17 protein-coding genes are annotated in these 21,580 nt (G+C 40.8%); 11 read left to right on the forward strand and 6 right to left on the reverse strand.

All coding sequences use genetic code 11. From position 1 onward, the window contains the following. Positions 1–10: 10 nt before the first annotated feature. Entirely contained in the window at positions 11–577 is a 567-nt protein-coding gene (locus J3U67_RS08810; RefSeq protein WP_100141203.1) for an adenine phosphoribosyltransferase, read from the reverse strand. Positions 578–772: 195 nt separating this feature from the next. On the opposite strand from J3U67_RS08810, the gene J3U67_RS08815 reads away from it, so the two are divergent. Then, complete coding sequence (locus J3U67_RS08815) at positions 773–2,983, forward strand: RelA/SpoT family protein (RefSeq protein ID WP_267391949.1); 2,211 nt, start codon at positions 773–775, stop codon at positions 2,981–2,983. Between the two features lie 116 nt (positions 2,984–3,099). Here the strand turns inward: J3U67_RS08815 and J3U67_RS08820 are convergent, their stop codons facing one another. Together J3U67_RS08820 and J3U67_RS08825 are read right to left on the reverse strand one after the other, a co-directional pair. Then, entirely contained in the window at positions 3,100–3,876 is a 777-nt protein-coding gene (locus J3U67_RS08820) for an N-acetylmuramoyl-L-alanine amidase (RefSeq protein ID WP_267391948.1), read from the reverse strand. A gap of 1,485 nt (positions 3,877–5,361) precedes the next feature. Further along, a complete protein-coding gene (locus tag J3U67_RS08825) occupies positions 5,362–5,718 on the reverse strand; it encodes a MerR family transcriptional regulator (RefSeq protein ID WP_267404786.1) in 357 nt (118 codons plus the stop codon). Between the two features lie 141 nt (positions 5,719–5,859). Here J3U67_RS08825 and J3U67_RS08830 point away from each other — a divergent pair, with 141 nt between their 5' ends. Further along, complete coding sequence (locus J3U67_RS08830; RefSeq protein WP_100141208.1) at positions 5,860–6,258, forward strand: carboxymuconolactone decarboxylase family protein; 399 nt, start codon at positions 5,860–5,862, stop codon at positions 6,256–6,258. Between the two features lie 438 nt (positions 6,259–6,696). Here the strand turns inward: J3U67_RS08830 and uvrC are convergent, their stop codons facing one another. Both uvrC and J3U67_RS08840 read right to left on the reverse strand, forming a co-directional pair. Continuing rightward, complete coding sequence (gene uvrC / locus J3U67_RS08835; RefSeq protein ID WP_267404789.1) at positions 6,697–8,559, reverse strand: excinuclease ABC subunit UvrC; 1,863 nt, start codon at positions 8,557–8,559, stop codon at positions 6,697–6,699. A 102-nt stretch (positions 8,560–8,661) separates the two neighbouring features. Continuing rightward, positions 8,662–9,108 (reverse strand): DUF4124 domain-containing protein, encoded by a 447-nt coding sequence (locus J3U67_RS08840; RefSeq protein ID WP_267391943.1) that lies wholly within the window; start codon positions 9,106–9,108, stop codon positions 8,662–8,664. A gap of 193 nt (positions 9,109–9,301) precedes the next feature. Between J3U67_RS08840 and guaB the strand changes: the two genes are divergently transcribed. The 8 genes from guaB to J3U67_RS08880 all read left to right on the forward strand — a co-directional run bounded on the left by guaB (position 9,302) and on the right by J3U67_RS08880 (position 19,778). After that, complete coding sequence (guaB, locus tag J3U67_RS08845) at positions 9,302–10,762, forward strand: IMP dehydrogenase (protein ID WP_100141211.1); 1,461 nt, start codon at positions 9,302–9,304, stop codon at positions 10,760–10,762. 309 nt (positions 10,763–11,071) lie between these two features. Beyond that, positions 11,072–12,208, forward strand: coding sequence for a glutamine-hydrolyzing carbamoyl-phosphate synthase small subunit (carA, locus tag J3U67_RS08850; protein WP_267404791.1), 1,137 nt, complete (start codon positions 11,072–11,074; stop codon positions 12,206–12,208). A gap of 54 nt (positions 12,209–12,262) precedes the next feature. Beyond that, positions 12,263–12,940 (forward strand): leucine efflux protein LeuE, encoded by a 678-nt coding sequence (leuE, locus tag J3U67_RS08855; RefSeq protein ID WP_267404794.1) that lies wholly within the window; start codon positions 12,263–12,265, stop codon positions 12,938–12,940. A 70-nt stretch (positions 12,941–13,010) separates the two neighbouring features. Beyond that, positions 13,011–16,217: a carbamoyl-phosphate synthase large subunit gene (gene carB, locus J3U67_RS08860; RefSeq protein ID WP_267404797.1), complete on the forward strand. Its 3,207-nt coding sequence runs from the start codon at positions 13,011–13,013 to the stop codon at positions 16,215–16,217. An 868-nt stretch (positions 16,218–17,085) separates the two neighbouring features. After that, positions 17,086–17,838 (forward strand): Nif3-like dinuclear metal center hexameric protein, encoded by a 753-nt coding sequence (locus J3U67_RS08865; protein ID WP_267404799.1) that lies wholly within the window; start codon positions 17,086–17,088, stop codon positions 17,836–17,838. 159 nt (positions 17,839–17,997) lie between these two features. Continuing rightward, positions 17,998–18,603 carry a glutathione S-transferase N-terminal domain-containing protein gene (locus J3U67_RS08870; protein WP_100141216.1) on the forward strand — a complete coding sequence of 202 codons (606 nt, stop codon included), beginning with the start codon at positions 17,998–18,000 and terminating at the stop codon, positions 18,601–18,603. Between the two features lie 25 nt (positions 18,604–18,628). Continuing rightward, a complete protein-coding gene (locus J3U67_RS08875; RefSeq protein WP_100151947.1) occupies positions 18,629–19,069 on the forward strand; it encodes a ClpXP protease specificity-enhancing factor in 441 nt (146 codons plus the stop codon). 421 nt (positions 19,070–19,490) lie between these two features. Continuing rightward, complete coding sequence (locus J3U67_RS08880; RefSeq protein ID WP_100141218.1) at positions 19,491–19,778, forward strand: hypothetical protein; 288 nt, start codon at positions 19,491–19,493, stop codon at positions 19,776–19,778. 80 nt (positions 19,779–19,858) lie between these two features. On the opposite strand, the gene J3U67_RS08885 is transcribed toward J3U67_RS08880, so the two are convergent. Further along, complete coding sequence (locus J3U67_RS08885; protein WP_267404805.1) at positions 19,859–20,491, reverse strand: DUF2238 domain-containing protein; 633 nt, start codon at positions 20,489–20,491, stop codon at positions 19,859–19,861. A 392-nt stretch (positions 20,492–20,883) separates the two neighbouring features. Between J3U67_RS08885 and ahpC the strand changes: the two genes are divergently transcribed. Next, positions 20,884–21,450: an alkyl hydroperoxide reductase subunit C gene (gene ahpC, locus J3U67_RS08890; protein WP_100141220.1), complete on the forward strand. Its 567-nt coding sequence runs from the start codon at positions 20,884–20,886 to the stop codon at positions 21,448–21,450. Positions 21,451–21,580 lie beyond the last annotated feature (130 nt).

Genomic DNA, 21,580 nt, shown 5'->3' on the forward strand with positions numbered 1-21,580 from the left:
GCTTAAAAATTTATTGCTCCACAGAACCTGAATTCTGATACAGGGTAAATAAAGGAACACCCTCATTGCGGATTCTTTTTCCACCAGGTAAATCAGTGAATTCGATTATGGCTGCAGCCTCAACAACTTCTGCACCTAGTTTGCGAATGAGTTTGGCACCTGCAGTCATGGTGCCGCCGGTAGCTACCAGATCATCAACCAGCAGTACTCGAGTACCGGGTTTTACAGCATCTGTATGCATTTCGATAGTAGCATGGCCGTATTCCAGCTCATAACTTTCAGCAATCGTTGTGAAAGGTAATTTGCCTTTTTTTCTGATGGGAACAAACCCAACATTAAGCTGGTAAGCTAATGCTGCACCGATAATAAATCCTCGTGCATCCAGACCGGCTACTACATCAATTTTCTGATCCATATAACGATAGACCATTAAATCAACCAGTAGGCGGAAATACTGCGGACTTTGCAATACCGGTGTAATGTCATGAAATAAAATTCCTTCCTGCGGCCAGTTTGGAATTTTGCGAATTTTTGCAGCCAGCGCTTCAACACCTATGACTTCAGGGTGAGTCTGCATTATAAATCCTTTAAAAATAAAGACTATATGCGAAAGCTATAAACGCAGGACGAGCGAGGTTATCTGCATATAGTGTATGCGAAAGGTGCGCATAATATCACTATTCGAGTTTTTCTACAGCCCATACTGAAGCAGAAACTTGTGGCTTTTGGTACAATTGCCAGCATAATTTACACAAATCAACAGGTTGATAACATGGTTAGCACGCCTGATACTCTTCTCGCCACACCCGCCCATGCGCCATGTGTTTGGTTAGATGAATATATTGCCACTTTGCCTCCAGCTATGGCGACAATGCTACGGCATGCTCAGGCTTTGATGGATAGTGGGTATCCGCAGAATGCAGTTACCTTTTGTGGCGAAAACTTGTGCAGCAATCTGATGATAGCCGCCAAAAGCGTAGCGGATATGGATTTAATGGCCGATGCAGTGGCCGCTACTTTACTGAGTTGCCTGCCCAACTACGTGACTGACTGGAAAACCATCGTAAAAGAGCAGTGTGGTGAGAGTGTAATGCAACTGGTGGCTGGTTTGTATCAGGTGCAGAAGCTAACCTATTTTGTCAGTATCAGCCCGCTGGCTACAACGGAAGAGCGCCAGCAGCAGGCAGAAGCCATGCGCCAGATGCTGCTTGCAATGGTATCTGATATTCGCGTGGTGCTGATTAAGCTGGCAATGCGTGCGCAGACCATGAATTATCTGAGCAAGGTAACCGATGAAGCGTTGAAAAAGGCTGTGGCCAAGGAGACCATGACCGTATTTGCTCCACTGGCCAATCGGCTTGGTGTATGGCAACTGAAATGGCAGCTTGAGGATTTAAGTTTCCGTTATCAGAATCCAGACGAATACAAAAAAATTGCACGTTTGCTAGATGAAAAGCGCACTGAGCGGCTGGATTATATTGAGCACTTTGTAGATACCCTTAAACAACAGCTTAGTCGCCTGAATATGCATTTTGAAGTAGCGGGCCGGCCGAAACATATCTATTCTATTTACCGCAAAATGGTAAAGAAGAAACTAAGTTTTGACGGATTGTATGATATTCGTGCTGTGCGTATTCTTGTCGATACTGTAGCCGACTGTTATGCAACGCTGGGTATCGTACACAGCCTGTGGCAGCCTATTCCGGGCGAGTTTGACGATTATATTGCCCATCCCAAACCCAATGATTATCAGAGCCTGCATACTGTTGTGGTGGGGCCGGAAGACAAAGGGGTGGAAATCCAGATACGTACTTTTGATATGCACCGCTATGCCGAATTCGGCGTGGCTGCACACTGGCGCTATAAAGAGGGTGGTAAAGGCAATGAGGCTTACGAGCACAAAATTGCCTGGCTGCGTCAGCTACTCGATTGGCGTGAAAATTTAGCCGAAAACGGCAACGATCGTGAAGACTTGTCTCGTGCATTTCAGACAGAACTCTTTAACGATACCATTTATGTGCTGTCGCCGCATGGCAAAGTATTTTCTTTACCTGCCGGTGCTACCCCGATTGATTTTGCCTATGCTTTGCATACTGATATCGGTAATCGCTGCCGGGGCGCAAAAGTGGACGGACAGATTGTGCCTTTATCCACACCGCTTGAAAATGGCCAACGCGTGGAAATCATCACTGCACGTGAAGGTAAGCCCTCTGTAAACTGGTTGCATGACGGATGGGTGAAGAGCAATAAAGCTATTAGCAAAATCAGGGCGTTTATCCGTCAGCAGAATGGAGAATCGATACGCGAATCCGGTCGTACAGCACTGGAAAAGCAGCTGGTTAAACTACAGGTACAGCCCAACACGCACAAATTGGCGGAAGCGCTTGGATTTAGCAGTGTAGATGATTTATATCTGGCTATGGGGCATGGAGAGGTTTCCGGCCGCATGATTCAGAAAGCGGTTGATACCATGATGGAAAAACCGGAAACACCGGTTACAGAAAACCATCTGGTCAAACGCAGTAAAATTAAAAACAATTTCGGTGGTGTGCTGGTGGATGGTGAGGCCGGTCTCTATACCACACTCGCCAAATGCTGCAAACCAGCCTTTGGAGATGACATTATCGGTTTCGTGACTCGTGAACGAGGTATCTCCATTCATCGCAGTAACTGCTCTTCATTTCAGTATCTGGCGCAAATTTCACCTGATAAGGTATTACCTGCTTCTTGGGCCAATGATTCAGCTAATCAGGTCTTTGCTATCGATATTGAAATTCGTGCACGTGATCGCAGTGGGCTACTGCGTGATATTTCAGAAACACTGGCACGGAACCGTCTTAATGTTACCGCTGTACAAACCCTTTCACGGGATCTTGAAGCTCAGTTGCGTTTTACTGTTGAAGTACATCAGGTAAATGATTTACCGCGCGTGTTGAGCAGTTTAAGTGATGTTAAAGGCGTATTATCGGTAACACGCTTGTAAAGTAGGGATTAAAATTTAGAAAAGTTGCAGAATTATTAAAAAAACCACGAACCATACCTAGCGGTTCGTGGAATAAAAATAATTGCTTTTAACGTTTTTTTCTATACAGCAATGGCTTATTGTGCAGGTAAATACTTATTTACCAGTGCATATAAAATAGCTGCTGTTTCACAGTCTAGTTTTCCGTCATATTTTTTTGGGCGAAAGTGAAGCTGGAAAGCTCGGATTAACTTACTGAACTGTTCTGCATTGGTATCTGCTCCGGTAATATCATAGCCATAGCGGCTTAACTGTTTTAATACTTCTGAATTGTCTGGAATACCTTGTTTTCTGAACCGAGTTTCGAAATGTAATTTTGTTTTTGTCTCGTACCATGCGCCTATACCGGCTTCGTACAGTTCTTTCCATGGGAAAGCTGCCCCGGGGTCGCTTTTACGTTGAGGTGCAATATCGGAGTGACCAACAACATTCGTCGGACTGATATCCGGATAACGCTGCAGAATGTTCAAACAAAGCTCTTTAATCGCTTTAAACTGATTGAGCTTATAAGGTGGAAAAGTAAAAATGCCGTTATTATCAGTAGCTAAATTAACTATTTCGATCCCAATTGATGTATCGTTAAGATTATTACGTCCTTGCCAGCTACTAACTCCAGCATGCCATGCACGGTCTGTTTCTGAGACTAGATTAAAAATCCGCATTTCATTAAAACCTGCTGCTTGATAGCTGAGTTCAGTATCATCAGGTATGAGATAATGAATACTGGTAGCTGAGCCACTCAAAGATTTCACAGAATCTGCAAAATTTTCTGCCGTATAGTGTAATACTAGAAAGCGTACGCGCTGGTTAAAACCGCCAACAGAGCGGTAACTATTGTAATCAATAGAATACATTCTATTTTCTCCTTTGTAATTTGTTTTCCCTTCTCTGGATTCAAACAAGTCTGAAGTTATGTTTTCAAGAAAAGGTAATACATTATATAACTAAAATTATATTAAGCAATATCTAATATAAAATATTATAATTTCAAATTATTTAGCATTAAATTTTTAATATTATGCATTAAAGGTTTATATTCAGTATATTGTCTTAATGCAATATACTATAAGAATTATAAAGTATGTTGATTGTTGATTAACTATAGGTTTGTTTGTAACAAATAAAATTTGGCAGGCTGTATGTTTTAGTTTAGTGAGGCAGACATTTATGTGTAATGTGCTGATAAATAGTATTAGCAAGTTTGGCCAGAATCAGCATAAAAGAACTGATACTAGCGCATAAGAAAAAGAACAGGATTGCTGTAAAAACAAATATTATTAATGAATCTGGGCTGATTTCAAAACCTGACCTGATTATTAGATATTTTCCACCATACCAAGATGTGAAGAGCAGGATGACAGACAGAATCAGACACACAGACAATGTTTTTAAAGTGGGCGATGGATTCATCTCTGATTGAAAAAAAATAGCTTTGAAAGTACTGACATTAATAATAATGAGGTAGACAAAAAAACATATTAGTGCGCATATAGCAATAAACGCACAAGAGCCGGCCTGATCACAAGTATCGAAAAAATACCATCCCAATAAACCAATAATAAAAAAAGTATAACTAGCAACTAAAATCAGTAATTGTTTTGCTAGTTTTCCTTTGTTAAAAAAGGCCAATATATTTTTGGGCATAATTATCTATTAAGAATATAACTAGAAAAATAATTATATTTGCAAATATATTTTAATGTAAAGATATATAAAATGATCAGCTAATGCCTGTTGCCATCTCTGTCTAGCTTCAATCTTGTACACTGGATACATACTCTAAATAAACCGCCAAAATGTAGCAACTTTACTTGCTAGTCTTGTTGCCAAAATGGGAATATTGTTTTGGAAAAGCGACTTGAGTTTAGCTCGTTTAGGCGATGGCGAATATTCGATAAAATTTTTATGCATTGTCTGTAATATACTTGTAGAGTCGTATAGCGCAATTCATCGTGGATATTGTACTGTTGATGTGTAAATATCCTGGCAAAGTGGTTTTACTTTTGGATACCTTATAAAAAGGCTGACAATCAAAATTTATATACAGAGTTTCTGCCCCTCATCAGTGGCATATGTACCTGACCATTACGGCCAGCAATCCGCATCTGACTATTTTATAAGCTTTTAACATTTCCAGACAGGCACCAAAATAATGGATCATTATTTTATAATATATGCATAGATATTATCTGCTATTCTGGATATACAGTATCATTTTTAATAAAGTATCCTCCTTAGTTGGGAAGTTAACGCATTTGTTTAACTTCCATTTGTAGTAGCAGTTTTATTTAATGAATAATCAATGCTTTAAAATTATGAATTTACAGTCTTAGTTTTATTTATTTGGTTACCTCGAGATAACTTTGAATTTTATGTTCGATAAATTTAATGTTTTCATTAAGCTTATCCTGTTCCTGATGTAAAGAATCCAATTGCTCAAAAAGTAGAACTATTCTTTGTGGTATAGTTTTATTTCCCTGATAGCGCAACCTGGCATATTCCTGCATTTTTTTTATACTCATATCAGTTTTTTTCAGTCTGAGGATAAACTTCACCCAATCAATATCTTTTTCCGTATATACACGGCGATTATTTTGATCTCTAGTTGAAAATATTAATCCTTGTTTTTCGTAAAAGCGAAGTGTATCTATGGATAGACCACACATTCTTGAAAATTGACCAATTGAATATTGCATATTAGCTATCTATATTTTAATTACTTTATGTAATCGCTATTATATTTTGAAATATTTAAATTACTAAAAAAATGGTGTTGACGTGGAGTGAACTCCAGCATTTATCCTAAATCTGTAATCAAAACTTAAAAGGGAAACAAAATGGCAGAATTAAATCGTTTTGAAACAGGTTTAAAAAATCTGGCAAAAGTGGACGAAGTTGGTGGTCAGGCTGTAATTGATTCATTAGCAGGTCTGTATGAAGATGTGGGTAAATATATCATTGAATTTGCTTTTGGTGACATCTATGAACGTGGGGTTCTGGATTTAAAACAAAGAGAAATGATTACTATCACTAGCTTGCTTACGCAAGGCGATACAGTACCGCAATTGCACTTTCACATCAATAGTTCTTTGAATGTGGGTCTGACTCGAGAAGAAATCATTGAAACCTTCATTCAGGCTTTACCATATGTGGGTTTTCCTAGAGTACTGAATGCAGTTAATGTAGCTAAAGAAGTATTTAAGAAAAGAGATGAAGAAGGCAAAGTGGGTATTTAAAATATCTTTTCTTTTGAATCTATACATTTAGTTCACACAAATCACTTCCATACAACGAAGTGATTTTTTGTTTAAGCTAGTAATCATTTTGATTGCTTAATAGCATTTATTAGATAATATTTTAGGATAAATGCTGGTATTGATTCAGGATTTATATGCATTATTATAATTTTTGAAAATTGGCTAATTTGCAAATATTCTCGACTGTATATCAGCAATAATTAAAGATACATAAGCAATCAATCACATGATGCAGAAAGACACAGAAACTATTTTATTCATATCTAACCAAGCAATATGGATAACGGATGAGATAATAAATTTAAATTGCTGACCAGTAATGGTTTCTGTGTTTTGCAATATTTCTATATTAGGCTGTTAATTAAAAAGTACTTAATTATTTATGTAATATAAATCTATACTATTTATATGTTTGTATTAATGTAGGGCAGCATATATTTTTTCAGCCAGTGCCTGACTGATTCCTTCTGTTTGGCTTAAGTCATGCACGCTTGCAGCTACTACGCCACGCAACCCACCAAACCTTGTTAAAAGGGCTTGTCTGCGTTTGCTGCCGATACCAGGAATATTGTTTAGTGAAGAAGTGACTCTGGCTTTGGCTCGTTTCTGGCGATGGCCAGTGATGGCAAAACGATGTGACTCGTCACGTACTGTCTGCAATAAATGAAGTGCTGGATTATGTGGTTCCACACGGATATTGCGCTGTTGATGTGGAATAATAAGTTCTTCGAGACCGGCTTTGCGTTCCGGACCTTTGGCGATACCTACAATCGGAATATGAATACCCAGTTCTTGCCACACATCTAGAGCCATATGTACCTGACCTTTACCGCCATCAATCAATACTAAATCTGGCCAAGTGCCAATGCTGTCATCATTATCAGCCAGCCGTCCATAGCGACGGGTTAATACTTCTCGCATAGCTGCATAATCATCACCGGCTTTTGCTGTAGTAATATTATAGCGGCGGTATTTAGCTGGCTGCATAGCCTCATCCTCATATACTACACAAGATGCAATTGTAGCTTCCCCCTGTGTATGGCTGATATCAAAACATTCAATGCGATTCAGACTTTCTGCATCAATATCCAGTAATTGTGCCAGTGCTTCAATACGGTGTTGTTGGCTATGTTGTTGCAATCGATATTGTTCAATGGCCATTTGTGCATTACGTTCTGCCATCTGCAACCAAATACGTCTTTCTCCGACAGTATTATGTATAAACTGAATTTGCCGGCTGTTTTCTGCATTCAGTGCATCACATAAACTTTTAGGTAATTGAAAGTTACTGATTATAATATCTGGTTTGTTTTTACCTAAATAATGTTGAGCCACAAAAGCTTCACCGTAATGATTGAGCTTTTCAGTGACACGGAAGCGTGTATCTGGGAAAAAATTTTTATCCCCAACATGACGGCCACCGCGGATACTTACCCAATGGATACAAACAATATCGTTTTCTTCAGATAGTGCAAGTATATCAATATCATTCTGATTAGCTTGCTTGCTGTCAATAAATTGCTGGGATTGCATCAGCCCTAATGCTTGAATTTGATCTCGTACTTGCGCCGCTGTTTCGAAATCCAGTTGCTGAGCAGCCTGCTGCATTTTTTCATGTAGTGTGGCTGTTAATTCTCGGGTCTTGCCTTGTAAAAAACTAACAGCAGCTTTAACGCTACTCTGGTAGTCTTCTACACTGATATGGCCGACACAGGGGCCGGAGCATCGTTTGATTTGATACAGAAGACAAGCACGGTCACGATGTTCAAATACGCTATCTTCACAGGTGCGCAGCCTGAAAACCTTTTGCAAAGTTTGGATACTGTTTCTGACCGCGTAGCCATTCGGATAGGGACCGAAGTATTGGTTTGGTTTTTTCAGATTACCGCGATAATAAGCCATCTGCGGAAAACGGTGACCGGTAAGCATCAGGTAGGGGTAGCTTTTATCATCGCGGAATAAAATATTATATTTGGGAGACAAAGCCTTGATAAAATTATTTTCCAGTATCAATGCTTCGGTTTCCGAATGAGTGGCCGTGACCTCTATTCGTGCTACCTGTTTTACCATTAGCTGAATTCGCGGTGACAGGTCGGTTTTTTGAAAATAACTGCTCACGCGGCGTTTCAAATTTACTGCTTTGCCAACATATAATACTTTGTCATGAATATCCAACATGCGATATACCCCCGGCACCAATGGCAGGTTTTTTAGAAACAGGGCTATATCAAATTTATTTTTATCTTCAGAGCTGGATGAAGTGTCAGCAATATCGGTCATGGTGGTGATTCGTTCAGGTTAGCAACTGTGCAGCCATAAAAAAAGTCCATAAGCTGCATACACAACTTATGGATGATGAGTGAAATAGTCAAGAGTAAAAAATTAATTACAATTCAGCCGCACATCTTCATCATATCGCTGAATCAGCGCATCGCGGTTATTGGTACGTAGGCTGTCGGCCATTTTGCGATTCATCTGTGCTGTTTTACAGGCAGATTCACGGTTTTTCTTATTTTGTGCTTCAATTCTCTTATTCTGTTCATCGGTCTTTTTATTTTGTTCTTCAATTTTGCGGTTCAGTTGTGCTTGTTGCTCAGTTAGGGTGTCCGAACCAGCCTGAGCGCTGGGCTGCGGTGCAGCCAGCGGGGTGACAACTTGTGTGCGTACATTAAAACGCTGGGTTTTGGCCGGAGTCAGTTGTACTGGTGCGTCTGAATATTCATTTACGCCTTTCTTATCACGCCAGGTGTAAACTTCTACCGCACCTGCCATAATCGTGCTGCCCATCAGTACTACTGCCAGTGACATTTTCAGTATTTTGTGACGCATGTTTACTTTTCCTTCGCGTTTGAAAATATATGTTTTGACTATTATACGATAAAAAAACTTTTTGATTACCAATACACCAGATTGTACAGAATGTGTAAAAGTATATTTTGCCAGTATGTCGCGGATTTGTTAGAATTGCACGCCAGTTCTTCCATCTGAATCTTCCTCTTTCTTCAAATAAAGAAGCCCTAAAATGCGTATAGTCGAAAAAGCTTACACTTTTGACGACGTGCTACTCGTACCTGCTCATTCTGAAGTACTGCCGCGCGACGTTATACTTAAAACCCCTCTTACCCGTCATATTAGCCTGAATCTGCCACTTGTTTCTGCGGCAATGGATACGGTAACAGAAGCTAAACTGGCTATTTCTATGGCACAGGAAGGCGGAATTGGCATTATTCATAAAAACATGAGCCCGGAACGGCAGGCACGCGCTGTTGCTAATGTAAAACGTTATGAAAGTGGCGTGGTTAAAGACCCTGTTACTATCAGTCCAGACACGTTGATAGGGGATTTAATCGGCCCTGGTCGCAAATATAAAGTATCTAGCTTACCGGTATTGGAAAACGGTAAAGTAGTCGGACTGGTCACCAACCGTGATTTGCGCTTTGAACGCAATCTACAACAAAAAGTAGCCAGCATCATGACACCGCGTGAGCGTCTGGTTACAGTCAGTGAAACCACCAGCATCAATGATGCACGTGAACTAATGCATACGCATAAAATCGAACGTGTACTGGTGGTTAATGCTGACTGGGAATTAAAAGGTCTGATTACTGTTAAAGATATTCTGAAAAATACTGCTTTTCCTAATGCCAATAAAGACAGTGAAGGCCGTTTGCGTGTCGGTGCGGCTGTAGGCGTAGGTCATGATACAGAAGAGCGCGTAGCAGCTCTGGTACAGGCTGGTGTTGATGTACTGGTGGTGGATACTGCCCATGGACACAGCCAAGGTGTGATTGAGCGTGTACGCTGGGTAAAAGAGCATTATCCAGAAGTAGATGTTATCGGTGGTAATATTGCCACCGCTGCCGCTGCACGCGATCTCGTGGCAGCAGGAGCGGATGCAGTAAAAGTAGGTATCGGCCCCGGTTCTATCTGTACCACACGCATTGTAGCCGGTGTGGGTGTGCCGCAATTGACTGCTATTCATAATGTGGCCACTGCGCTGGCCGGAACGGGAGTGCCGCTAATTGCTGATGGTGGTATCCGTTTTTCTGGTGATTTGGCCAAAGCTCTAGCTGCTGGAGCATCGTCTGTGATGCTTGGTGGTATGTTTGCCGGTACTGAAGAAGCCCCTGGTGAGATAGAGCTGTATCAAGGACGCTCTTATAAATCTTACCGCGGTATGGGTTCAATGGGTGCTATGAGTCAGGGTTCTTCTGACCGCTATTTTCAAGATAATGTATCCAGTGCAGACAAATATGTGCCGGAAGGTATAGAAGGGCGAGTTCCTTATAAAGGGCCTATCAGCCAGATTATCCATCAATTGGTAGGTGGATTACGTTCAAGCATGGGTTATCTAGGATGTAAAACTATTCATGATATGCATGAGAAAGCGGAATTTGTGGAAATTACCGCTGCTGGTATGAGCGAATCGCATGTACATGATGTACAGATTACCAAAGAAGCTCCGAATTACCATGTTCGCTGACAAATTGTTGTAAGATTTGATACTCGTGTAAAGGACAGCTTTCGGGCTGTCCGGCAACTTAATAAATATTTTCTCTTTTATTATTGATACCTGCATTGCCAAAGCAGGAAGGATTAGCTAAAATGCATTGCTTTCATGGCAGTGTAAGAAGCAGATTCTGCTGTCATATTCAAGCACGTAGCTCACGTATTTTTGCGTGAAGTGGCGTGTTTTTTTTTGCCTGCAAATGGTAAAGGAAAGCACAATTCATTACCCATAAAAACTGACTGTCGCTATGGCAACAGTCTGATTAAACCAAAGGACTCATCCATGACTACAAACGCAATTTTGGTGTTGGCTGATGGTTCCGTATTTCATGGTGTCAGCATTGGTGCAGCAGGGCAGGCAGTTGGTGAAGTTGTCTTCAACACCAGCATGACTGGCTATCAGGAAATTCTCACTGACCCGTCTTATACTCAGCAGATGGTAACGCTCACTTATCCGCATATTGGTAATACCGGTGTGAACAGTGAAGATACAGAAAGCAAACAAATTTATGCTGCTGGTTTGATTGTTCGTGATTTACCTCTTCTGCACAGTAATTTCCGTGCTGAAGAAAGTTTGGCTGATTATTTAAAACGTCATAACACTGTGGCAATTGCCGATATTGATACACGTCGTCTTACTCGTATGCTGCGTGATAAAGGTACTCAAGCCGGCTGTATTATAACTGGTAATGATACCAGCATTGACCAAGCACTGGAGCTAGCACGAACTTTCGGCAGCATGGCAGGTAAAGATTTAGCGCAACAAGTAAGCTGCACTACTCAGTATGAATTTACACAGGGAGAATGGCAGCTTGGACAGGGTTTTACACAGCCGCCGGCAGCTAAGTTTCATGTGGTTGCTTATGATTTTGGGGTTAAAACTAATATCCTGCGCATGTTGAGTGAACGTGGATGCCGATTAACTGTTGTACCTGCAACCACACCGGCAGCAGAGGTGCTGGCGTTGAATCCGGATGGCGTATTTCTCTCTAATGGCCCCGGCGACCCAGAGCCCTGTGATTATGCTATCAATGCCGTGCAAGAGATATTGGTTCATAAACTGCCGCTATTTGGTATTTGTTTGGGACATCAGCTTCTTGGCCTGGCACTGGGTGCTCAGACGCGTAAAATGCCTTTTGGTCATCATGGTGCCAACCATCCTGTACAGGATATGGATACAGGGCGTGTAGTGATTACTAGCCAGAACCATGGCTTCGAAGTAGATGCTGCTACCTTACCGGACAATGTTCGCATCACCCATAAATCATTGTTTGATGGTTCCCTGCAGGGCATCAGCCTGATTAACCAGCCGGCGTTTTCTTTTCAGGGGCATCCTGAAGCAAGCCCCGGACCGCATGATGTTTCCTACTTATTTGACCGTTTTATCGAACACATGCAGACAGCCAGACAGAGCAAATAATTTAATTTCATTCGTTACAAAATTGATAATTAGTATAAATAGACAGGAACACCCGTGTTTGGTATTACTGAGCTGGGAACGTACATAGTTGGTGCTGTTGCCATCATTTTGCTTCCTGGTCCTAATTCAATGTATTGTTTGGCCATGGCTGGAAAATATGGCGTGAGAACAGCATATTGTGCCGTCGCCGGTATATTTTTAGGCGACAGCGTGCTTATGCTGCTTTCAGCTACCGGTGCAGCGTCCATCATTAAAACCATTCCTGTCTTGTTTATGTTGCTGAAGCTGGTTGGTGGTGTGTATTTGTTTTATTTGGGGTGTCAGCTTTTACGTTCGGCACTCAGACAATGGCACCACCGTCGGCAGGCTGCCACGGCTTTCAGAGAATCATTGTATGAATCAACCTGTACGGAACCCTCGCCATCAGCACGCTATGTATTTCAGCATGCACTGTTGTTGAGCTTGTTAAATCCGAAAGCCATACTGTTTTTTTTGGCTTTCTTTGTCCAGTTTGTTGACCCGCATTACGCTTATCCTGCAATCAGCTTTCTGCTGCTGGCAATCATTCTGCAGCTATGCAGTATGACCTATCTGAGCATGCTTATTTTCAGCGGATTGTCATTGGTTAAATGGTTTCGTCATTATCAGCGACTGGCTGCGGGTGCAGTAGCCAGCATCGGACTGTTATTTATGGCGTTTGCACTGAAATTATGGATGGCCAGCATAGACTGAAGCACTCTATCAGTAAAAAATGCTGCCGTACTGCTAAATTAAACAGATAATCATTGATAAAGGTATCAATATGCCCAAGCGCACAGACCTAAAATCTATTCTTATTATTGGTGCCGGCCCCATTGTAATCGGTCAGGCATGTGAGTTTGACTATTCCGGTGCACAAGCATGCAAAGCATTACGCGAAGAAGGTTATAAAGTCATCCTTGTGAACTCCAATCCAGCCACTATCATGACCGATCCGGACATGGCCGATGTTACTTATATAGAGCCCATTATGTGGCAAACGGTCGCAAAAATTATCGAAAAAGAACGTCCGGATGCCATCTTGCCAACCATGGGTGGGCAAACAGCACTCAACTGTGCGCTAGACTTAGCGCACCATGGTATCCTGAAACAATATCAGGTAGAGTTGATTGGTGCTTCAGAGGATGCGATCGATAAAGCAGAAGACCGTGGCCGTTTCAAAGAGGCTATGAATAAAATCGGTTTGAATACACCGAAATCCTTTATCTGCCACAGTATGGAGCAGGCACTAGACGCGCAAACACAAGTGGGATTTCCGGCACTCATTCGGCCATCTTTCACTATGGGTGGCAGCGGCGGCGGTATCGCTTATAACAAAGATGAATTTATCAGCATCTGTGAACGCGGTTTTGATGCTTCACCTACACATGAACTGTTGGTCGAACAGTCCGTACTGGGGTGGAAAGAGTATGAGATGGAAGTCGTGCGCGACCGTGCCGACAATTGCATCATCATTTGCTCGATTGAAAACTTTGATCCATGTGGAGTCCATACCGGAGATTCTATTACTGTGGCGCCGGCACAGACTCTTACCGACAAAGAATACCAGCTTATGCGTGATGCATCGTTGGCTGTATTACGTGAAATAGGGGTCGATACAGGAGGTTCTAACGTCCAGTTTGCCATTAATCCGAATAATGGCGAGATGATAGTGATTGAAATGAATCCGCGTGTTAGCCGTTCATCAGCGCTCGCTTCTAAAGCCACGGGTTTCCCAATTGCCAAAATTGCTGCCAAATTAGCTGTTGGCTATACCCTGCATGAATTACAGAACGACATCACCGGTGGCCGAACTCCTGCTTCCTTTGAGCCAGCAATTGATTATGTTGTGACCAAAGTGCCGCGTTTTGCTTTTGAAAAATTTCCTGCAGCAGATGATCGTCTGACTACTCAGATGAAATCAGTAGGTGAAGTTATGGCCATCGGCCGTACTTTTCAGGAATCTATTCATAAGGCTTTACGCGGTCTAGAAGTAGGTTTGAGCGGTTTTACCAGCCGCAGTAGTGATAGGGCAGTGATTCAGCGTGAATTGGCTAATCCTGGCCCAGAACGTATTCTGTATGTCGCCGACGCCTTCCGAGCCGGTTTTTCTCTTACCGAAATCCAGCAGATATGCGCTATTGATCCATGGTTTCTGGCTCAAATTGCTGATTTAATTACAGAAGAGCAGCAACTATCTGGCCAGAAGCTTGATAACATTGATTACGCCAGCTTGCGTAGGCTGAAGCGCAAAGGTTTTTCAGATAAACGTCTGGCTCAGTTGCTGGGTTCTGATGAAACTAGTGTGCGACAGCATCGGCATCAGCTGAAGCTCCATCCGGTATACAAACGTGTTGATACCTGTGCAGCTGAATTTGCTACCGACACTGCCTATCTGTATTCCACATATGAAGAAGAGTGTGAGGCTGAGCCGAGTCAGCGAAAAAAAATCATGATTCTGGGTGGTGGACCAAACCGTATTGGGCAGGGTATCGAATTTGATTATTGCTGTGTGCATGCCGCTTTGGCTTTGCGTGAATCTGGTTTTGAAACCATCATGGTTAACTGTAATCCTGAAACTGTGTCTACAGATTACGATACTTCCGATCGTCTGTATTTCGAACCACTCACACTCGAAGATGTGCTCGAAATTTGCCATACTGAGCAACCAGACGGCCTGATTGTACATTATGGTGGTCAAACGCCCCTTAAACTGGCGAATGAACTAGTAGCCAATGGTGTAAACATCATCGGAACTTCGGCAGATGCCATTGATGCAGCGGAAGACAGAGAACGTTTCCAGAAGATTTTGTATACTTTGAAATTGCGTCAGCCGGAAAACCGTACCGCACGTACTGAAGGCGAAGCATTGCAGCTAGCAGAAGAAGTTGGTTATCCGTTGGTGGTACGTCCTTCTTACGTACTTGGTGGCCGTGCCATGCAGGTGGTACATTCAGCTACCGAACTACAAACCTATATGCGCGAAGCTGTGCAGGTATCCAACGACAGTCCGGTATTACTCGATTATTTCCTCAGTCATGCCATCGAAGTAGACGTAGATTGTGTCTGCGATGGGAAGCAGGTGGTAATTGGCGGCATTATGCAGCACGTAGAACAGGCTGGCGTACATAGTGGTGATTCTGCCTGCTCCATTCCGCCATATTCTTTGTCGCCTGCCATTCAGGATGAAATTCGTCGCCAAACAGCAGCTATGGCTAAAGAATTAAAAGTTGTTGGGCTGATGAACGTGCAATTTGCGGTACAGGATGATGTGGTCTACGTTTTAGAAGTCAACCCGCGTGCTTCACGTACCGTACCCTTTGTATCCAAAGCCACCAGCGTACCACTGGCTAAAATCGGTGCACGGGTTATGGCTGGCATATCATTTGCAGAGCAGGGCTTCACGCAGGAAATTATTCCAGAATTCTATGCAGTTAAAGAAGCCGTTTTCCCATTCATTAAATTCCCCGGTGTCGATACCATTCTGGGGCCAGAAATGCGTTCAACTGGTGAAGTGATGGGCGTAGGTGAAACTTTTGCCGAAGCTTATCTGAAAGCACAGCTTGGTGCTGGTGAACGTATGCCGGCCATCGGCAAAGTTTTCTTAGCTGTACGGGATGAAGACAAGTCCTCTGTCGTGCAGGTAGCCACTAATTTTCAGTCACTCGGCTATGGCCTTTGTGCCACGCGCGGTACTGCAGCTTTTCTGGCACAACATGGGATTAATGTACAGGTAGTTAACAAAGTTACCGAAGGCAGACCGCATATAGTCGATGCCATCAAAAATGGCGAAATTGCACTGGTAGTAAACACTGTTAGCAGTGATATGCAATCCATCCAAGACAGCCACTCGATCCGCCGCAGTGCACTCAATATGCGCGTGCCTCTGTATACTACTATTGCAGGCGCGCTGGCCATGAGCGAAGGTGTCAGCCAGTTGTCTCATACCCAAGTGTACAGCATTCAGAATCTGCATCAACGTGTTAAATAAATCATAATTTCAGATAATTTTTTATAAAGAATAAGGCCATTAGCTGTATTTATAACAGTTAATGGCTTTTAAATATAAGTTATACATATCCAATTTATATTGGTTTATTTTGTGTTCAATTAATAAATTAGCTCTCATAATATATAAAGCATTTAAATGCTAGAAAAAGCTTTGTATGTATTAATTGAAATAAGCTTTTATGTATGCTTTTGTCAATGCTGCATGATGTATAAGATTGGCTTGTACATGCAAGTTTGAATTTTCGAAATTACCGGTAGACTTATATACTATTGTCAGGTCAACTGTTTTACCAGATTTGCAGCAGGAAATGATTACAGTGTTCAGTGTGTTTTCTTTTAATTATAAATACGCTTTTAAATGTATTTTCATACTAGTTTAATCCGAACTTTCCTAATATGTTTGTTTTATAAAAAACTCAAAAATTTAAATCAGTAGTTTTTCCTTAAAAACATTGAGGCAAAATGAGAGCAAGTTTTTTGTAACTGTTTAAAAGGTGTAGATAGTAATTGTTGTGGTATCTGTCACAGTAAGTTTATCCAGTAGTATTTTTTTTTCGCACTGTGCTACTGCTATTATTTAACTTATTAAGTAAATAAAATTTATGCACCCCATTACATTTCCTTTTAAACAAGAATTTTTTAAATTGTATTTTTAGATCTATGTATTGAAATTTATTTAATTGTTATTCGAAACATGATTTTAAAAATTAATACATGAAATTTGTTTGTACAATTTATAAAATGAACAATATAGCCAGCCAGCGCTATTAGGTTTTAATTCAATCAATTGTTTAATCTAGTATATATAATTAAGAAAAAGTCGTATTCATATTGATATAAGGTAATTCATGGCTAATAGAAATGAGATTTTAGACTGGTGTGCTACGCAACTTGATATTAACCAGTTTCGTGATTTTTGCCCCAATGGACTGCAGATAGAGGGCAAAAATGAGGTGAATAGGATCGTCTGTGCAGTCACTGCCAGTCAGGCTGCGATTGATTTTGCCGTCGCTCAGCAAGCAGATATGCTACTGGTACATCACGGTATGTTTTGGAAAAACGAAAATGTGGTTATTACAGGCTGGAAAAAACGTCGCATTCAGACGCTGTTATGCCATGATATTAATCTTGCTGGCTATCATTTGCCACTGGATGCACACCAACGCTGGGGTAATAACGTGCAGTTGGGGTCGCGTTTGGGCTGGCAGCTTGACGGGTGTGGTGGGGAACAGAACCTGCTGCAATTCGGCACTCTGACTCATCCACAAACTCCGGTAGAGCTTGCTGAGCAGCTGGCACAAAATCTTGGTCGAAAACCGTTACTGTTAAGTACCAGGCCACAACAGCAGATTAGTAAACTGGGCTGGTGCACTGGTGGGGGTCAAAGTTTTTTTCAGCAGGCCATTGATACAGGTGTAGATGCTTATATCACCGGTGAAGTATCCGAACCACAATACCATCTGGCACAGGAGTGCGGTGTTGTGTTTATCGCTGCCGGGCATCATGCAACTGAACGCTATGGTATTCAGGCTCTGGCACAGGCTTTGGCAGCAGAGTTTAACATCCACCAACAGTTTTTTGATGAACCCAATCCTGCATAGGTGTTGTAGTTGTACAGAAGTAAGTTTTTTTAGAAAAAATTTTAATAAACATAAACTTAAGCTATTTTTCTGGTAAAAATAGAGTCATTTGTCTATAATTAGATAATTTTTTGACACCACACTGTATTGATATTATACGGTAATTCTGGGAAATTAATCATGATGACATTATATGCGGGTATTACCTGCCCGTTTAGTCAGCGTTGCAGCTTTGTCCTGTATGAAAAGGGCATGGATTTTGAAATAAAAGATGTAGACGTTTACAATAAGCCTGAAGATTTGGCTGTGATGAACCCTTATAATCAGGTACCCGTGCTAGTGGAGCGTGACCTGATTCTGTATGAATCCAATATTATTAATGAATACATTGATGAACGTTTTCCTCATCCGCAGCTGATGCCGGCAGATCCGGTTATGCGCGGCCGCGGCCGTCTGGTTTTGTATCGGCTGGAAAAGGAACTGTTCAGCCATGTACTGGTATTGGAAAATCCAGAATCCAGTAATAAAGAAATGAATAAAGCCCGCGAAGCCATTACACAGGGGCTGACTATGCTGGCACCGGCATTTAGCAAGAATAAATACATTATTGGTGATGATTTTTCCATGATTGATGTGGCACTGGCACCGTTGTTATGGCGTTTGGATCACTACGACATTAAGTTGCCAAAATCGGCAGCACCTTTGCTGAAATATGCAGAACGTATTTTCCAGCGTGAAGCTTTCATTGATGCATTAACACCGGCAGAGAAGGCCATGCGTCGTTAAGCATTCTTGATAAAGGGAGAACACAATGAGCAAACTGAGTACTAAACCTTACATTCTACGCGCTCTGTACGAGTGGGCGCTGGACAGTGGTTATACACCGCACATTGTTGCATGGGTAAATGATAAAACCCAAGTCCCTCTTCAGTATGTTCGAGATAATGAGATTGTGCTCAATATCGGTGCTGTGGCAGCGCATAATCTGAATATTGATAATGAGTGGGTAAGCTTTGCAGCTCGTTTCAACGGTATATCACATGATATCTGGATTCCAGTTGGACATGTTATTAGTCTGTTTGCTCGGGAAACTGGTGAGGGAATGGGTTTCGAATTAGAGCCGCTTACTGATGAAAAAGCATCGATTTCTACATCCGAAGAGACTTTTGATACGGAAAATAGCTCCGAAAAAAATCCGGCTGCTGAAAGTAATCAGTCTGGCGGGAAAAAAGGGCTAAAAATTGTCAAATAAATGAATTTATTTACTAATTTTTGAGACTATCAGATGCAAAAGGCTGAAATGGATTAATTTCAGCCTTTTTTGATTTTTATATTCAAATGTTTTTTCCAGCAAGTGTTACACTCTAATTACTCAAAAATATCCAAGCAATCAGAAATAAATTTATTTTTAATAAATTTTTTACAATCACAATCAAATCAATTAATACTAAACATTTTGATTTCAAGCAACTAGTATTTTTGTAGGCTGTTTTTATTACAATTTTTAATCATCAGTATGAGGAAGTAAAATATATATTATTGCCTGTTTTTAAAATCATATTTAAATGAATGATACTTCATTGTAAAAGTAATATAGGTTAGAATAAGTACCATTAAGTAATTAAATTTTACAATTGATTTCCTCTGCTTTACATGTACTGGAGTTTGAACTTATGAACCAAACTACTGAATCTGCTGCAGTTGGTAAGGATTTAAGTGAACAGCTGACGCATAAAGAACAAAAATTTAAACGGGTAAAATTTTATTTTAATGCAATTTTTGCTTTATGCTTTATCGTTTTTGCTTTGGGTTTGGTGTGGATGAATGTTATGGCTATAGCCAGTTCATTTATCACAGCGATGATGTTTGGTATGGCTTATCTGGGTGTGATTATGATTTTTGAAGAAGATATCAAAGAAATCAAAATCAAGCTGGAAAAAAGTGCATCAGTTAATATTTGACTTTTTTTGATTAGTGGATATTGCTTCTGTACTCTTATTTGAACAAAATAGGGCATAAACTATTTTAGGATAAATAAACATTATTTACTCTGATGCATGGAGTGAAAGGTTTTTTCTTCGTTCTCTGGCTGTAAATGATGTTTACTGAAGTAGAGATAAATCAGCATGCTGCTGGCGCCGATTAGACACCATAGCATATCTTTCTGAGTATCCCATACATCGCCTTGTGTACCCAGAAAAGCGACAGCTTCCTGATTACTGATTTCTGCTACCATCCATTCGAATAGCTCATAAATGGCACTGATAGCCATACATACACAGCCACTTAGAAAGACTACCCAACTACGTTGGCGTACGATGTGCAAGCCCCAGAGTAATTCGCTGGCGATAATGGCTGGCGAGAAACCCTGAAAAAAATGGCCTAATTTATCGTAATTATTTCGTGACCAACCAAGCAAGCTGCGCAGGTAATTAAATACTGGTTCCTGTGCATAGGTGTAATGGCCCCCGATCAATAAAATTAATGCATGAATCAGTACGACCCAGTACATCAATTCACTGAAGCGGAAACGGGAATAGGTACATATAAGTATTGCAACACCTATCAAAGCCGGAAATACTTCTAGCCCCCAAGTGGGATAGTCATGTGGCTGATAGCCAGACCATACTAAAACTACTAGGAATAAGGCTAATTGCAGAATATGACTTTTCATAGGTTTCAGCCCCTGCATATGACTGGTTAGGATGTACAGTCAAATCTGTCCCGTAATAATAGAAATCAAAACTTAGATTTCAATATGTAATCAAATATATAGGCTTGATTTAATTATTATAGTCTGGTTTTAATTGTAAATGAAATACTCAGAGAAACAATGATTTCAAAAGTCGTCTTAGTTTCAGTTTTCATTATCTGCTCAGTAGAATGGATTGAATAATGATTTTCTCAATGCTTTTTAATAATTATCAGGTGTTAAAAAACCAAATATTTGATTTTTATAAATAAAAAAAACTATCGCTTACATAAAATCATTTGATTATATTTATTAAAGAATTTTGTGTACTATACGTTCATTAATTAATTCAACCTTTTTTTAAGGAGATACTTATGGTTGCTAATGTAAATACCGAAATTAAACCTTTTAATACCACTGCTTTTCATAATGGTAAATTTGTTGATATCAGTGATGCTGATGTGAAAGGTAAATGGTCTGTTTTCTTTTTCTACCCAGCTGACTTTACTTTTGTTTGCCCTACTGAATTAGGTGATCTAGCCGATCATTATGATGAATTGCAAAAAATGGGTGTGGAAGTTTACTCTGTATCTACCGATACACATTTCACTCATAAAGCTTGGCATGATACTTCTGATACTATTGCTAAAATCAAATATTTTATGCTGGGCGACCGTAATGGTACGCTGGCTACCAATTTTGGTGTAATGCGCGAAGGTCAAGGTTCTGCTGACCGTGCTACTTTCTTGGTTGACCCTCAAGGTATCATTCAGAGTGTGGAAGTAACTGCTGAAGGCATCGGACGTGAAGCATCTGATTTGGTACGTAAAGTTAAAGCTGCTCAATATGTAGCATCTCATCCGGGTGAAGTATGTCCGGCTAAATGGAAAGAAGGCGATAAAACACTGGCTCCTTCTTTGGAACTGGTTGGTAAAATTTAAGCACTTAAACACACACATCTTATCTGCTGTTAATTAGCAGCCATTCAGTCCGGATACCGGCTGCGGTATCTGGGCTTTTTAGTAAAATAAATATACAGGCTATCAAAAATAGAATATCGATTGTTATTTT

The organism is Snodgrassella sp. B3837 (assembly GCF_026535955.1).
GTDB classification, from domain to species: domain Bacteria; phylum Pseudomonadota; class Gammaproteobacteria; order Burkholderiales; family Neisseriaceae; genus Snodgrassella; species Snodgrassella alvi_E.

Excerpts from the sequence above, each read along its gene's own strand:
- J3U67_RS08810 (WP_100141203.1), bottom strand. The coding sequence starts at position 577 with ATGCAGACTCACCCTGAAGTCATAGGTGTTGAAGCGCTGGCTGCAAAA.
- J3U67_RS08815 (WP_267391949.1), top strand. The coding sequence starts at position 773 with ATGGTTAGCACGCCTGATACTCTTCTCGCCACACCCGCCCATGCGCCA.
- J3U67_RS08820 (WP_267391948.1), bottom strand. The coding sequence starts at position 3,876 with ATGTATTCTATTGATTACAATAGTTACCGCTCTGTTGGCGGTTTTAAC.
- J3U67_RS08825 (WP_267404786.1), bottom strand. The coding sequence starts at position 5,718 with ATGCAATATTCAATTGGTCAATTTTCAAGAATGTGTGGTCTATCCATA.
- J3U67_RS08830 (WP_100141208.1), top strand. The coding sequence starts at position 5,860 with ATGGCAGAATTAAATCGTTTTGAAACAGGTTTAAAAAATCTGGCAAAA.
- uvrC (WP_267404789.1), bottom strand. The coding sequence starts at position 8,559 with ATGACCGATATTGCTGACACTTCATCCAGCTCTGAAGATAAAAATAAA.
- J3U67_RS08840 (WP_267391943.1), bottom strand. The coding sequence starts at position 9,108 with ATGCGTCACAAAATACTGAAAATGTCACTGGCAGTAGTACTGATGGGC.
- guaB (WP_100141211.1), top strand. The coding sequence starts at position 9,302 with ATGCGTATAGTCGAAAAAGCTTACACTTTTGACGACGTGCTACTCGTA.
- carA (WP_267404791.1), top strand. The coding sequence starts at position 11,072 with ATGACTACAAACGCAATTTTGGTGTTGGCTGATGGTTCCGTATTTCAT.
- carB (WP_267404797.1), top strand. The coding sequence starts at position 13,011 with ATGCCCAAGCGCACAGACCTAAAATCTATTCTTATTATTGGTGCCGGC.
- J3U67_RS08865 (WP_267404799.1), top strand. The coding sequence starts at position 17,086 with ATGGCTAATAGAAATGAGATTTTAGACTGGTGTGCTACGCAACTTGAT.
- J3U67_RS08870 (WP_100141216.1), top strand. The coding sequence starts at position 17,998 with ATGATGACATTATATGCGGGTATTACCTGCCCGTTTAGTCAGCGTTGC.
- J3U67_RS08875 (WP_100151947.1), top strand. The coding sequence starts at position 18,629 with ATGAGCAAACTGAGTACTAAACCTTACATTCTACGCGCTCTGTACGAG.
- J3U67_RS08880 (WP_100141218.1), top strand. The coding sequence starts at position 19,491 with ATGAACCAAACTACTGAATCTGCTGCAGTTGGTAAGGATTTAAGTGAA.
- J3U67_RS08885 (WP_267404805.1), bottom strand. The coding sequence starts at position 20,491 with ATGAAAAGTCATATTCTGCAATTAGCCTTATTCCTAGTAGTTTTAGTA.
- ahpC (WP_100141220.1), top strand. The coding sequence starts at position 20,884 with ATGGTTGCTAATGTAAATACCGAAATTAAACCTTTTAATACCACTGCT.